The organism is Pseudomonas sp. B22129, assembly GCF_044218875.1.
Taxonomy (GTDB): Bacteria; Pseudomonadota; Gammaproteobacteria; order Pseudomonadales; family Pseudomonadaceae; genus Aquipseudomonas.
On sequence record NZ_CP162592.1, the window covers coordinates 6,700,703 to 6,714,541 of the forward strand.

11 protein-coding genes are annotated in these 13,839 nt (G+C 60.3%); 7 read left to right on the top strand and 4 right to left on the bottom strand.

The features are described from left to right. Positions 1–29: 29 nt before the first annotated feature. The gene (locus AB4P94_RS30615) at positions 30–191 is read right to left on the bottom strand and encodes a hypothetical protein (RefSeq protein ID WP_395608785.1); all 162 of its coding nucleotides are present in this window, start codon (positions 189–191) and stop codon (positions 30–32) included. Positions 192–292: 101 nt separating this feature from the next. Next, entirely contained in the window at positions 293–778 is a 486-nt protein-coding gene (locus AB4P94_RS30620) for a lipocalin-like domain-containing protein (protein ID WP_395608786.1), read from the bottom strand. Between the two features lie 169 nt (positions 779–947). Here AB4P94_RS30620 and AB4P94_RS30625 point away from each other — a divergent pair, with 169 nt between their 5' ends. The 3 genes from AB4P94_RS30625 (at position 948) to AB4P94_RS30635 (ending at position 3,559) form a co-directional block, all read left to right on the top strand. Further along, positions 948–1,820, top strand: coding sequence for a LysR substrate-binding domain-containing protein (locus AB4P94_RS30625; protein WP_395608787.1), 873 nt, complete (start codon positions 948–950; stop codon positions 1,818–1,820). A gap of 90 nt (positions 1,821–1,910) precedes the next feature. Then, the gene (locus AB4P94_RS30630) at positions 1,911–2,381 is read left to right on the top strand and encodes a RidA family protein (protein ID WP_395608788.1); all 471 of its coding nucleotides are present in this window, start codon (positions 1,911–1,913) and stop codon (positions 2,379–2,381) included. After that, on the top strand, positions 2,378–3,559 hold the full coding sequence (locus AB4P94_RS30635) for an aminotransferase class V-fold PLP-dependent enzyme (protein ID WP_395608789.1): 1,182 nt from the start codon (positions 2,378–2,380) through the stop codon (positions 3,557–3,559). The genes AB4P94_RS30630 and AB4P94_RS30635 overlap by 4 nt, the downstream gene beginning before the upstream one ends. Here the strand turns inward: AB4P94_RS30635 and AB4P94_RS30640 are convergent. Beyond that, the gene (locus AB4P94_RS30640; protein WP_078741171.1) at positions 3,556–3,897 is read right to left on the bottom strand and encodes an aspartate-semialdehyde dehydrogenase; all 342 of its coding nucleotides are present in this window, start codon (positions 3,895–3,897) and stop codon (positions 3,556–3,558) included. The two genes, AB4P94_RS30635 and AB4P94_RS30640, sit on opposite strands and share 4 nt — an antisense overlap. Positions 3,898–4,116: 219 nt before the next feature. Here AB4P94_RS30640 and rapA point away from each other — a divergent pair, with 219 nt between their 5' ends. After that, positions 4,117–6,963: an RNA polymerase-associated protein RapA gene (rapA, locus tag AB4P94_RS30645; protein WP_395608790.1), complete on the top strand. Its 2,847-nt coding sequence runs from the start codon at positions 4,117–4,119 to the stop codon at positions 6,961–6,963. Positions 6,964–7,110: 147 nt separating this feature from the next. Here rapA and AB4P94_RS30650 read toward each other — a convergent pair whose 3' ends face one another. Next, a complete protein-coding gene (locus AB4P94_RS30650) occupies positions 7,111–8,457 on the bottom strand; it encodes a spinster family MFS transporter (protein WP_395608791.1) in 1,347 nt (448 codons plus the stop codon). 250 nt (positions 8,458–8,707) lie between these two features. On the opposite strand from AB4P94_RS30650, the gene AB4P94_RS30655 reads away from it, so the two are divergent. The 3 genes from AB4P94_RS30655 to AB4P94_RS30665 all read left to right on the top strand — a co-directional run bounded on the left by AB4P94_RS30655 (position 8,708) and on the right by AB4P94_RS30665 (position 13,791). Beyond that, entirely contained in the window at positions 8,708–9,073 is a 366-nt protein-coding gene (locus AB4P94_RS30655; protein ID WP_395608792.1) for a YkgJ family cysteine cluster protein, read from the top strand. Between the two features lie 139 nt (positions 9,074–9,212). Next, positions 9,213–11,477, top strand: a complete 2,265-nt coding sequence (locus AB4P94_RS30660) for a putative bifunctional diguanylate cyclase/phosphodiesterase (RefSeq protein WP_395608793.1) — start codon at positions 9,213–9,215, stop codon at positions 11,475–11,477. 136 nt (positions 11,478–11,613) lie between these two features. Continuing rightward, on the top strand, positions 11,614–13,791 hold the full coding sequence (locus AB4P94_RS30665; RefSeq protein ID WP_395608794.1) for a hypothetical protein: 2,178 nt from the start codon (positions 11,614–11,616) through the stop codon (positions 13,789–13,791). Positions 13,792–13,839: the final 48 nt, after the last annotated feature.

Sequence of the window (13,839 nt, forward strand, 5' to 3'; positions counted from 1 at the left end):
CTGACCTGCATCAACAGATGCAGGTGGCTTCAACGTTTTTTCGGTTTGTTCTTCGGCTTTTTCTTGATTTTACCCAGCGGCATCGCCTGTTCAAACGCCTGGCGAACTTCATTCAGGCGCTTGTCATTCAGGTCGTGCACGCGCTTGGCGCGCTCGGCACTCAGGTCAATCAGCTTGTCGTCATCACTCATGGCATGGCTTACGTCGTGGCGGGAATGCCTCAATAATGCGGCCTGCCCCGCCCGACGGCAAATACCGGGGTAAAAATCTTCACCCCGGCCCACCCCTTGGCTTATTTGTCGCGCTCAAACGTAATGATGGAGCGCGTAGTGCCCGGCCAATTCGGCATTTGTCGCCAAGGCGTCAGCACTTGCAGGGTGTCACCCTTGAGGCGAAAGTCACGACACTGCTCAGTACCGACCCAAGCGGGGTTCCACGCGCTGTCTACCTGCGTACACCACTGGTTACCTTCAACCCGCTCGATACCGGTGTAGGCCACCAGCGTGCTCAACAACGCTGATTTTTCCGCATCCGACGTCCCCACTTGTCGTCCCTCGCCAGTCAATACGAAAGCCACGCGGTGATCGGCGGTAAAGATGACGCGCCCGGTAGGTCGCTCGCCCATGGCAGGGATTTTCGTATGGGTGTCCTGAGATTCAACCTGGTAGCCAATCAGCCGCCAGGCGCCCACCAACGGTGACTCGCTCGCCTGCGCGTCGCCGTAAAACACCGTTGCCAACCCCATGCCGACCAGACAAGCCATCACGTAATGTTTCATCGTTTTACCGTCTCCAGAAAAACATGAAGCATTTCCCAGCCGTGAAAAGGCGTATGTAGGGCATATCCTTAAACAAGGCCTAAACACCGACGGCAAATCAACCGGCGACAAAATGCAGGTCATCCCCCAAAATTGTCACTTTCCACCCAATCTCAAGAGGCGCACCCAGGTGGCACTGCACAAGGACCTTCCCCCGCTGCTGGCCCTGCGCGCCTTTGAGGCCGTGGCACGGCACTTGAGTTTCATCAAGGCGGCGAACGAGTTGTCGGTCACCCAAAGCGCCTTGAGCCACCAAGTACACAAGCTCGAACAACACTTGGGTAAACCGCTGTTTGTGCGACGTACCCGTGCAATTGATCTGACTGCCGACGGCCAGCATTACTACGACGAAATCCGCCCTGCGCTCGATGCCATTGCCTGCGCCACCCGCACTCAACGGGTCGCGCCCACCGCCACGGTGTTACGCGTAGGCTTGCTCGCCTCCTTCGCCACCTTGTGGCTGGCGCCGCGCCTGGCCGGCTTTCTGAACCGCTACCCGCTTATCCAGGTGGAATTGCTGCCGGCCATTCAATTGGCGAATGTCGCCGCCGCCGAGGTCGACCTGGCGATTCGTTATGGCAAGGGCGACTGGCCCGATGTGCAGGCCACGCGCCTGATGGATGAAGCCATCTCACCCGTATGCAGCCCGGCCTTCAAGGCCAGTCAACTGCACAAGGGCCCGCTGCTGATGGCCACTTCACACCGTCCTTTCGAATGGACAGACTGGTCTGCGCATTATCAAGTGGACCTCGCCAACCACCCGCGCGTGATGCTGCACGACTACAACATCGTGGTCGAAGCCGCCGTTGCCGGCCAAGGCATCGCCATGGGCCGGCACCGCCTGATCGAACGCAGACTCAAAGACGGCAGCCTGGTGGAAGCCTTCGATTGGCCGCCCTACCGCAGCGATATCGGTTACTGGCTGATCGCACCTCAAGGCCCCCTCAATGAAGCCGCCCAGTGTTTCAGCGAATGGCTGAAGAGCGCTTGCGCAGACGCGTGAGTTTTTTCGATACGTCGCGTGAGATCTATCCGTTTGTCGCCCCCTTGCCCTGGCCCACATGCTCAACCCTCTTAACCTGGAGGATTAATCATGAGCAACTCCCTGCGCCAACGCGTGCAAGCCCTCGGCCTGACGCTGCCGACACCCAGCCAGCCGGCCGCCAACTACATCAACCATGTCATCAGCGGCAACCAGTTGTTCGTCTCCGGGCAAATCCCGCTGGTCGATGGCAAACCCGCCTACATAGGCCGGCTGGGCGAATCCCTCAGCGATGAAGAAGGTGCCCAGGCGGCGCAACTGGCGGCGCTTGGCCTTCTGGGGCAATTAAGCGATGCCTTGGGTGATGACCTGTCGCGCCTGGTGCGCATTCTGCGTCTGGGTGTGTTCATCGCCAGCAGTGGAGACTTCAAGCAACAGAGCGTGGTCGCCAACGGCGCGTCGAACCTGGTGGTCAATGCCCTCGGCGACAAAGGCCGGCATGTACGCACTGCAGTGGGTGTTTCCAGTTTGCCGGCCGGCGTCGCGGTGGAGGTTGACGCAATTTTCGAGCTGCGGCCGTGAACCCGCTCGAAGCCCGGTACCTGCGTGACGAAACGCCGGGCTGCCAGTCGGGCATCGTGCATTTCAACCATGCCGGTGCCTCGCTGCCCAGCCAGGCAACCCTCGACGCAATCGTCGACCAACTGCAGCGCGAAGCGCGCGACGGCCCGATGGAAGCTGGCGAGCACGGCGCCGTGCTGGTGGAGAAAGCCCGACGCGCAGCCGCGCACTTGCTCAACGCGCCCGCCTCATCGATTGCTTTCACCAGCAGTGGCTCGACAGCCTGGAGCATGGCGTTCCAGGCATTGGGCCCATGGCAACCTGGCGACCGCATTCTGGTGGGCCGCCATGAATGGGGCGGCAACCTGGCGAGCATGGACCTGGCGGTGAAGGCCGGTGCGCGGGTGGAGGTCATTCCTTGCGATGCCTCCGGCGCGGTGTGCCCGATAGCGCTGGAGGCGATGCTTGATGAGCGCGTAAAGCTGATCGACCTGACTTGGCTCCCGGCCAACGGCGGCCTGATCAATCCGGCCCAGGCCATCGGCGCAGTCGCCAAACGCCATGGCATTGCTTACTTCATCGACGCCGGCCAAGCCGTCGGCCAATTGCCGGTGGATGTGCAGGCATTGCACTGCGATGTACTCAAGTCAGCCGGTCGCAAACACTTGCGCGGGCCACGGGGTACGGCGCTGATGTATGTGCGCCCGGGTTTCCTGCCACGCTTGAATCCCGCCCAGCGCGACGTGTTTTCAGCGCCATGGACCGCAAACGGTTTCGACCTGCGAGACGACGCCCGGCGTTTTGAAACCAGTGAAGTGTCTTTTGCGCTGCTGGCCGGTTTGGGCAATGCCTTGCAAGAGGCCAACCGGCTTGGAGTGGAGCGGACATGGGAACGTGTCTTACAGCTCAGCGAACTCATTCGCGAAGCATTGCGTGAGATTCCGGGTATTTCCCTGCACGACCTGGGCACGGCTCACTCGGGATTGATCGCCTTCAACCTCGCCGGCTGGGACGCCTTCGAACTCAAGCGGCGCCTGGGGTTGAAACGCATCAATATCGGCGCCAATGGCGTGGCCTACACCCCGCTGGATATGCAGGCGCGCGGCCTGACCAGCATTGCGCGAATTTCGGTCAGCCCGCTCAACGACGAGCAGGATATCGAACTGCTGATGGCGGCTTTGCGGGCATTGCGCGATTAAACCTCGATGTCCACCCACAGGCCCTGGCGCGGCGCGTCTTCAATCAACGGCACCACCGGCACGGTGTTGTCGGCGTTGAGCACGTCGCCGGGAATCGCCAGGTGCTGCTCGGGGTCCTCGTCGGCTTCGCGGCGGCGTTTTTGTTGCTCTTGCTGGCGGCGCTGTTCTTCGCGCAGAAGAAACGTCGACTGCTCGGAATCACCCTTTTTCAGATCGATCGTGCTTTCGTTGGAGCCGGCTTGAACGGGCACCACGGGCGGGATATCCGGCTTCTGACGCGCCGGATCAAGCTGTGACGTGACCGGCACAACGCTGACGGGCAGCATGGGTGGCAACATAATGATTACTCTCCTGATCAACAGGCTGTCGGCGCCATGCGGGGCAACTTGAGCCCCGCCCCGCCAAGCTGTGACCGAGTCGACACTCCCAAGTGCCCGCCACCCGTCGATTCAACTTCCGAACCACCGCCCAAACAGGGTAGTTTTCGTCAGAGTCCTTGGGCGTGGGGGCTTGTTCCGTTAAGATAGTCGGCTTTTTCACGGCGGGAGTCAGGCAGCATGGCGCAGCAGTATCAACCGGGGCAACGCTGGATTAGTGACAGCGAAGCAGAGCTGGGGTTAGGCACCGTTCTGGCACAGGACGGGCGCTTGTTGACCGTGCTCTATCCGGCCACTGGCGACACCCGCCAGTATGCGCTACGGAATGCGCCCCTCACTCGCGTGAGGTTTTCGCCGGGTGACTCCATCACCCATTTCGAAGGCTGGAAAATGACCGTGCAGGAAGTCGACGACGTCGACGGCCTGCTGGTCTACCACGGCCTCAATGGGCAGAACGAGCAGGTGACCCTGCCGGAAACCCAACTCTCCAACTTCATCCAGTTCCGCCTGGCCAGCGACCGTCTGTTTGCCGGGCAGATCGATCCGCTGGCGTGGTTCTCCCTGCGTTACCACACACTGGAACACACCAGCCGCCAGTTGCAGTCCTCGCTGTGGGGCCTGGGTGGCGTGCGTGCGCAACCTATCGCTCACCAATTGCACATTGCCCGTGAAGTCGCTGACCGCATCGCGCCACGGGTATTGCTGGCGGACGAAGTGGGCCTGGGTAAAACCATCGAGGCCGGTTTGGTGATCCATCGCCAGCTGCTGTCGGGCCGCGCCAACCGCGTGCTGATCCTGGTCCCGGAAAACCTGCAGCACCAATGGCTGGTGGAAATGCGCCGCCGCTTCAACCTGCAGGTTGCACTGTTCGACGAAGAACGCTTTATCGAAAGCGATGCCGCCAACCCGTTCGAAGACACCCAGCTCGCGCTGGTCGCGCTGGAATGGTTGGTGGACGACGAGAAAGCCCAGGACGCGCTGTTCGCCGCCGGCTGGGACCTGATGGTGGTCGACGAAGCCCACCACCTTGTGTGGCACGAAGAGAAAGCCAGCCCGGAATATGCGCTGGTCGAGCAACTGGCCGAGGTTATTCCTGGCGTACTGCTGCTGACCGCCACCCCGGAACAACTGGGCCAGGACAGCCACTTCGCGCGCCTGCGCCTGCTGGACCCGAACCGTTTCCACGACCTTGCCGCCTTCCGCGCCGAAAGCGAAAACTATCGCCCGGTGGCCGAAGCCGTGCAGGAGCTGCTGGACAAGGGTCGTCTGTCGCCACAAGCACACAAGACCATCCAGGGTTTCCTCGGTAACGAAGGCGAAGCCTTGCTCGCCGCCGTCAACGATGGCGACACCGAAGCCAGTGCTCGCCTGGTGCGTGAGCTGCTCGACCGCCACGGCACCGGCCGCGTGCTGTTCCGTAACACCCGCGCCGCCGTGCAGGGTTTTCCGGAACGCAAACTGCACGCCTACCCGCTGCCAAACCCGGACGAATACCTCGAGTTGCCGTTGGGCGAGCACGCCGAGCTGTACCCGGAAGTCAGCTTCCAGTCGCAGCCGGACATTGAAGAAGAAAACCGCTGGTGGCGCTTCGACCCACGCGTCGAGTGGCTGATCGACCAGCTGAAAATGCTCAAGCGCACCAAGGTCCTGGTGATCTGCGCCCACGCCGAAACCGCCATGGACCTGGAAGACGCCCTGCGCGTGCGCTCCGGTATTCCGGCCACGGTGTTCCACGAGGGCATGAACATCCTCGAGCGTGACCGCGCCGCCGCCTACTTTGCCGATGAAGAGTTTGGTGCCCAGGTGCTGATCTGCTCGGAGATCGGCAGTGAAGGTCGCAACTTCCAGTTCTCCCACCACCTGGTGCTGTTCGACCTGCCGTCCCACCCCGACCTGCTCGAACAGCGGATCGGCCGTCTGGACCGGATCGGCCAGAAACATGTGATCGAACTGCACGTGCCGTACCTGGAAACCAGCCCGCAAGAGCGCCTGTTCCAGTGGTACCACGAAGCGCTGAACGCGTTCCTCAATACCTGCCCGACCGGCAACGCTCTGCAGCACCAGTTCGGCCCACGCCTGCTGCCGCTGCTGGAAAACGCCGACGACGGCGAGTGGCAAGCCCTGATTGACGAAGCCCGTGCCGAGCGCGAGCGCCTGGAGCAGGAGCTGCACACCGGTCGCGATCGCCTGCTGGAACTCAACTCCGGCGGCGCGGGTGAAGGTGATGCGCTGGTCGAGGACATTCTCGAACAAGACGACCAGTTCGCCCTGCCGATCTACATGGAAACCCTGTTCGACGCCTTCGGCATCGACAGCGAAGACCATTCGGAAAACGCGCTGATCCTCAAGCCCAGCGAAAAAATGCTCGACGCCAGCTTCCCCTTGGGCGACGACGAAGGTGTGACCATCACCTACGACCGTAACCAGGCGCTGTCGCGTGAAGACATGCAGTTCATCACCTGGGAACACCCGATGGTGCAAGGCGGCATGGATCTGGTGCTGTCCGGCTCAATGGGCAACACCGCCGTGGCGCTGATCAAGAACAAGGCGCTCAAGCCGGGCACCGTGTTGCTGGAACTGCTCTACGTCAGCGAAGTGGTTGCGCCGCGCTCGCTGCAATTGGGCCGCTACCTGCCGCCGGCCGCGCTGCGCTGCCTGCTGGACGCCAATGGCAATGACCTGTCGGGCCGTGTGTCGTTCGTGACCCTCAACGACCAGTTGGAAAGCGTGCCACGGGCCAGCGCCAACAAGTTCATCCAGGCCCAGCGCGACCAGCTGACGCCACGGATCAATGCCGGTGAAGAGAAGATCACCCCGCAGCATGCCGAGCGTGTGGCCGAGGCCAAGCGCCGTCTGGCGGCAGACACCGACGAAGAACTGGCGCGCCTGACGGCGTTGCAAGCGGTCAACCCGACCGTGCGTGACAGTGAACTGGTGGCGCTGCGCAACCAGCGCGAGCAAGGTTTGGCGATGCTGGACAAGGCTGCTTTGCGCTTGGAAGCGATTCGAGTCCTGGTCGCAGGCTAAAAACGAAGGCCCGCGCAATGCGGGCCTTCTTTATTGCCTTTCGGGCCTCTTCGCGGGCGAGCCCGTTCCCACATTTGATTGCATTTCAACTGGAGAAACTCAGTCGAATGTGGGAGCTGGCTTGCCTGCGATAGGGTCAACCCGGTCTCATGCCGGAACCGCCGAGGCCGGCACCGGCACTGCGCCCAACCCCTCCTTCATCTTCTGGGCATCCCGCACAAAGCACCGCGACGCCTGAAACAGAAACAACATCGTCAAAAACAGCGCCACCGGAATCAGGTACATGGCGTCATGCAACCCCACCGCCTTATAAGCCTCGGTCATCTGCGCGGCGCCATCGGCATACATCGCCGAATGGGCAAAATGGTCAGACAAGCCCCCCACCACAATCGGCCCCATGCCGCCGCCCAGCAAATACAGCCCGGCGAAGAACAGCGCCATCGCCGTGGCGCGTAAACGCGGCTCGACCACGTCTTGGATCGCCGTGTACACGCAGGTGTAGAAGTTGTAGGCAAACAGCCAGCCCACGCTGAACAGCGCCACAAATACCCCGATCTCAATGCGCCCCGCGTGCAGCGCCCAGGCCGTAGTGACGGTGGAGATGATCAGGCTGAATGCGGCAAACAGCAGCCGGCCATTGGCGACGCGTTGGTGGATCTTATCGGCGATCCAGCCACCGAGGGTCAGGCCCACCAGGCCCGTAATGCCGACGATCACACCGGTGGCCACCGCCGCCTCCTGCAATGGCATCAGGAAGTAACGCTGCAGCATCGGCACCAGAAACGAGTTGCACGCATAGGTGGCGAAGTTGAAGCACAACCCCGCCAGCACCAGCCACAGGAAGGTCGGCACCGCCAGTACGCGGCGAATCGGGCGGTCGACACGCTCCTGGGAGACTTGCACGGTTTCCGCCGCGCCGCGCTTGGGCTCCTTTATATAGAACATGAAAATGGCCAGGATCAGCCCCGGCACGGCGGCAATAAAGAACGGCGCGCGCCAGCTGTCGAACGCCTTGACCATGGCGCCGATGGTAAAGAACGCCAGCAGCAGGCCCAACGGCAGGCCCAGCATGAAAATCCCCATGGCCCGCGCGCGGCGGTGCGCCGGGAAGAGGTCGCCGATCAGCGAGTTGGCCGCTGGCGCATAGCTGGCTTCGCCAATGCCGATGCCCATGCGCACCAGCAAAAACGTCCAGAAACTGCCAACCATGCCGTTGACCGCCGTCAGCCCGCTCCAGGCAAACAGGCCCCAGCCCATCAGTTTGCTGCGCGAGCCGGTATCGGCCAGGCGCCCAAGCGGCAACCCGGCAATGGCATAAACGATGGTGAAGGCCGTACCGATGATGCCGAGCTGGAAATCACTCAGATGCCATTCCATGCGGATTGGCTCGATGATGATCGCGGGAATGGTGCGGTCGAAGAAGTTGAACAGGTTGGCGAGGAACAGCAGGAACAGAATGCGCCAGGCATTCGCCGCTTGGGTCGAGTTCTGCATGGGTCCGTCTCTTTATTGTTATTAGAGCTGCGATGCCCGATGCATCCTGCCCGGTACCTGCAACATAGTCAGGCGCGCCCCGGTTGTCTGTAATGATTCGTAAAGCTGATAGGGCATGATTTCACCCGTCGCAATGGGACTTTGCCTACGAAAAATATAAGTGCCGCCCCCTCTTCCCAACGGCCATGGCACGGCTAGAATGGCGAGCCTTCCCGTAGCACCCTTCCCTTACTTTTTATTGATGACGCCCATGTCCGAAGCCAGTCCGTGTCTGAGTTGCGGTGCCTGCTGTTCATACTTTCGTGTGTCTTTCTTTTGGGGAGAGTGCGCCTCATCGGGGGGCACGGTGCCCGACGACCTGGTGGTGCAGATCAACCCCACCCGCGTGGCGATGATCGGCACCGACCAGAAGCCCGCGCGTTGCTGCAGCCTGGAAGGCGAAGTGGGCAAGGGCACCAGTTGCTCGATCTATGAACTGCGCTCGAGCCCCTGCCGCGAGTTTGATGCGTCGTGGAGCCAGGGCGTGCAAAACGTCGATTGCGACGCCGCCCGCGCCGCATTTGGCTTGCCGCCACTGGACGCGCCGTTCGAACTTGACCTGCCGATCAGCGCTTAGCATCAAACGCTATGGCGAGCATGCCAAAATCGTTGAGAGCAAAGTGCCATTATGCATGGCGAATCCCGTGAGGCTTCTATACTCGAAGTCGTAGGCTGTTGCTGTAGGCAACGGCACAATGACTTTGACGGGATTTGCTATGGAATGGCTTGGTTTGCATTTTTTTACCGACCTTCCGGACACTGGGCACTTATTACTCAACTGCAGTCATAACCCCTTTCTGGTGCTGTTGGCGTACCTGGTCGCGTGTGCGGCGGGTTTCGGCACGCTGGACATGGCCGAGCGTGTCGGCCACGTCGAGGACCCAACCGCCCGTCGCCACTGGCGCTGGCTCGGCGCCGGTTGCCTGGCCGGTGGCATCTGGTCGACGCACTTCATCAGCATGCTGGCCTTCCAGGCGCCTATCGCCATTCATTATGAATTGCTCATGACGTTCGCCTCGCTGGTGATCGCCCTGATTGCCTCGCTGTTTGCCATGCAAACCCTCAGTCATGCCCACCTGCGTTTTCATCAGTATTTGCTGGCGTCGGTATGGATGGGGCTGGGCATTGCGTTGATGCACTACGTCGGCATGTCGGCGATGCGCTCGCAAGCTCAAGTGTATTTCGAGACAGGGCTGTTCATGGCCTCGGTGGGCATTGCCATCGGTGCCAGCCTCACCGCGCTTTTGCTCTCGTGCTACCTGCGCGAAGGCGCCGGGGTGTTCCATCAATTACTTAAATATGCCGCCAGCCTGATACTCGGGGCCGGCATCCTGAGCATGCATTTCACCGGCATGGCGGCCATGCAAATGCTGGTGCCCACCGGGGCCGATCTATCGTTACCGGTGGACAACAACCCCATTCAACTCGGGTTGTCGGTGGCGGTGATTACCTTGCTGGTCATCGGCAGCAGCGTCAGCGCCGCCCTTGCGGACAAAAAGCTGCAGCACAAGGAGCGCGACCTGCGCCGGGTCAATGCACTGCTCAGCGAACTGGACCAGGCCCGCGCCTCGCTGCAACAGGTGGCCCACTTCGATGCGTTGACCAGCCTGCTTAACCGTCGGGGGTTCAACCAGATCTTTGCGGAGAAAGTCGCTGAAAAAGCTGGCAGCCACGGCATGATGGCGGTGATCTTCCTGGATATCGACCACTTCAAGCGCATCAACGACAGCCTCGGTCATGACGCCGGCGACCAATTGCTCACCGTGCTCGCCGGGCATATCAAGGGCTCGGTACGCAGCCATGATGACGTGGTGGCACGGTTCGGCGGCGATGAGTTCTGCATTCTGATCAACATCCACCATCGCGATGAAGCGCGGCACCTGGCGCAGCGCATCATGCAAAAGATGAAAGAACCCATCGAACTGGCCGGCCGACGCATGGTGATGACCACCAGCATTGGCATCAGCCTGTTTCCCGACGATGGACTGACCTGCGAGGAACTGCTGAAAACCGCTGACTTGGCGTTGTACCAGTCCAAGGACACCGGGCGTAACAGCCTGAACTTTTTCAGTTCCAACCTGAAAACCCGCGCTTTCCTGGAGTTGCAACTCGAAGAAGAGTTGCGCGCCGCCCTGCGTGGGCGCAATGAATTGGTGCTGTTCTATCAACCGATCTTTGACATGAAGCTGGGCAAAGTCACCCGCCTGGAAGCCCTGGTACGCTGGCAGCACCCGCGTCATGGGCTGCTGGCGCCGGACCGGTTTATCGGCATTGCCGAAAACAACGGGCTGATTGCCGACCTGGACCACTGGGTATTGCGCCAGGCCTGCCACGACTTGAGCTTGTTGTCTGATCGCGGCTACACCGAACTGACCATGGCCGTGAACTGCTCGGCGCTGAACCTGGCGCGTGATGAACTGGCGGATGAAATCGAAGCGGCCCTGCGCTTCGCCGGGATTGCCGCCAACCGCCTGGAGTTGGAAGTCACCGAAAATGCCCTGATGGGTAATATCAGCAGCACCCTCGCACTGCTGCGGCAAATCCGTGCGCTGGGTGTGTCACTGGCGATTGATGACTTCGGTACCGGCTATTCGTCGCTGGCCTATCTCAAGCGTTTGCCGCTCAACACGTTAAAAATTGATCGCTCGTTTATCCAGGACATCCCCAAATCCACCGCGGACATCGAGATCGTCCAGGCGATTATCGGCATGGCCCACACGCTGCACCTGCAAGTGGTGACCGAAGGGGTGGAAACCCAGGCCCAGTTCGAACTGCTGCTCAAACACGACTGCGACTTCATTCAGGGCTACCTGCTGAGCCCGGCCGTGCCTGCCAGTGAAATTGTTGGCGTGATGCAAGGTATCCAGATGCGCAACCCGCTCTACCCTTTCAGCGTGGAAGGCAACAAGGATGCCTCCTCGCCAAAAGAACCGGCTCCGGGACGCATTGGCCCGCCCTCCATCGTCAGGCCAATTCGCTGACGCCGAAATTTTGGCATTCTGCCATCATTCGCCTAAAGAACCCCGACGAACGGCCGATTCATCAGAATCCGGCCTGGCTTCCCCCTGTAAACAGGGGCAAACCTGACCGCCCCATTCGTCCAGGTACATGGCGCCCATGACTTCCAATAACAACGCTGCCACCGTGGTTCCCGATCTGTTGCCCACAGCTACTGCAGAAAAACCCTCAGGTTCGAGGTCATTGAGCAGCGCCCGTCCGCTGGCGACCCAGCAGTACCTGTACTTCACCGAAACCAATACCGACCGCATCCTCGACAACCTCGACGGCCTGCGCGACATGGTGTTCCCTCGCCCACTTCAACCGGAAGCCGAAGGCGCCCCACGCAGCGAGCAGGCATTTCCCTCGGTCTGCCTGATCGGCCTGGGCCGTTGCGGCTCGAACATTGCGTTGGACGTGGCAGAGTTGGTGTACAACGCGCGCAAGTTCTACCTGAACGAATTCAGCGCCGAAGACAAAACCCAGGACAAGGGTTACAGCCCCGCCCAGTGGATCCGCAATAACCTGCGGTTGGGCAGCGGCAAGGCCAGCAAGCCGGTGTTCCTGGTGGAGCCGCTGGTGATGCTCGGTGACCTGGACAAGGACATTGCCGGGCGCATCCGCTTCTCGCGCAAGGGCGAAAAAAGCGGCTTCCTGCGCGACTACAGCAAGATGAAAATCATGGACCTTTCGGAGGTGCATGCCGGCGGCGCCGGTAACGCGCCGATCCTCGGCCAGTACCTGGCCAAGATCATTCTCAACAAAGACACCCAGCGTTTTTCCAGCCCCGATTGGAAGATGATCCACTCGTACCTGATCGACTCCTGCGGCATCAAGGCCAACCAGTCGCGCCTGTATTTCTCGATCTTCAGCGCCGGCGGCGGCACGGGCTCGGGCATGGCCTCGGAGTTCGGCCTGGCCCAACAACATTCGTACATGAACAAGACGTTCGACACCAAGCCCGCCGACGAGCACGACAGCAAAAGCGGCCACGCCTTTGTGTTTGAGCCAATCTTCACCAGCGGCATCTGCGTGTTGCCGAACATCTCCGACCACCGCAGCGAAATGTCCGAGGCGCTGCACATCAACGCCGGGCGGCTGCTGTGCAAATATCTGTCGGAGGAATGGGACTTCTCGTACAACTTCGACAATGAAGACAGCAGCGAAGCGAGCGTCAAAGGTCGCATCCGGCCCTGGAACGCGATGATGCTGATTTCCAACGACATCATGCGTTACGCCGAAGAAAGCGATGACGGCAATATCCAGAACATTGACGTCAATGCCATGGAAAAACACGCCAACCAATATATCTCGCAGCAGATCTTCAACATTCTGACGGCCCAGGCGGTAACGACTGACTATGATCAGAACTACTTCCGTCGCGCCGGTATCGACATCGGTGAAACCATCCGCCTGGATGCCAACGACCTCTTCATGAGCCTGGCCGGGCCGGTCGCGATTGCGTATGCCGAATCGGTGGTTCCCGAGACACCAGCGCCGTCGAACGACAAGTTCAAGGTGTTCGATAAAGAGCCGCAACGCCTGAATATCGATGACTTGTTCTTCCGCTCCATCGACCTGCCGCACTTCAATAAAGTCACCCAGGCCATTGAAGGCATCAGCCTGTTGCCGATTGAGTCCAAGCGCTACAAGGCGTCCCTGGAGCAATACAAGAATTCCGGCTACGACGCGGCGGCGCTGCACGACCTGCACTTCTTCAAGAACTGTTCTTCGGTGGTGTCAATTGTCTCGCTGCCCAAGGATTACAAGCTGTCCTACATGGACCTGAACCGGCTCAAGACCCACCTGAACAGCTTGTTTCCCAATACGACGCTCAAGCGCTACGCACTGGTGATCGGCGCGTCGGCCAACTTGTCGCTGACCACATTGATCGCCAAGAGCCCGTGCCTGTCGGATGATTTTTTGACGTTGATCGTGGCGTTTATCAAGCGTTGTTTCGCGCGCAACGCCTACCGGTTTGATGACACGCTGGACCATTCGATTCTGGATTTCATCATCCACGAGGATTTTGACGAAGGCCGGATTGACGACTTGCTTAACGAATTCGAAAACCCGGCGAAGATTCTGGATACCAACTGGTACGCGATCAAACCGATGTATGAGAAGAAGTACCGCGAGCTGATCAACGACAAAGACAAGTTCGTGTCGATCAATGACATTCGCCTGTCACGGGACTGCGTGAAAAAAGCGATCAAGTATCTGCGTGAGATTTATCGCCACCGGATCGGCAAGACCAAGGTTATTTCGTTGAATAACCATACCGGCAAAACCGCCTAGACCGAGCCGCCTTTATCGCAGGCAAGCCAGCTCCCACACTTGGAATGC

Excerpts from the sequence above, each read along its gene's own strand:
- AB4P94_RS30660 (WP_395608793.1), top strand. The coding sequence starts at position 9,213 with ATGGAATGGCTTGGTTTGCATTTTTTTACCGACCTTCCGGACACTGGG.
- AB4P94_RS30615 (WP_395608785.1), bottom strand. The coding sequence starts at position 191 with ATGAGTGATGACGACAAGCTGATTGACCTGAGTGCCGAGCGCGCCAAG.
- rapA (WP_395608790.1), top strand. The coding sequence starts at position 4,117 with ATGGCGCAGCAGTATCAACCGGGGCAACGCTGGATTAGTGACAGCGAA.
- AB4P94_RS30620 (WP_395608786.1), bottom strand. The coding sequence starts at position 778 with ATGAAACATTACGTGATGGCTTGTCTGGTCGGCATGGGGTTGGCAACG.
- AB4P94_RS30665 (WP_395608794.1), top strand. The coding sequence starts at position 11,614 with ATGACTTCCAATAACAACGCTGCCACCGTGGTTCCCGATCTGTTGCCC.
- AB4P94_RS30650 (WP_395608791.1), bottom strand. The coding sequence starts at position 8,457 with ATGCAGAACTCGACCCAAGCGGCGAATGCCTGGCGCATTCTGTTCCTG.
- AB4P94_RS30630 (WP_395608788.1), top strand. The coding sequence starts at position 1,911 with ATGAGCAACTCCCTGCGCCAACGCGTGCAAGCCCTCGGCCTGACGCTG.
- AB4P94_RS30655 (WP_395608792.1), top strand. The coding sequence starts at position 8,708 with ATGTCCGAAGCCAGTCCGTGTCTGAGTTGCGGTGCCTGCTGTTCATAC.
- AB4P94_RS30640 (WP_078741171.1), bottom strand. The coding sequence starts at position 3,897 with ATGTTGCCACCCATGCTGCCCGTCAGCGTTGTGCCGGTCACGTCACAG.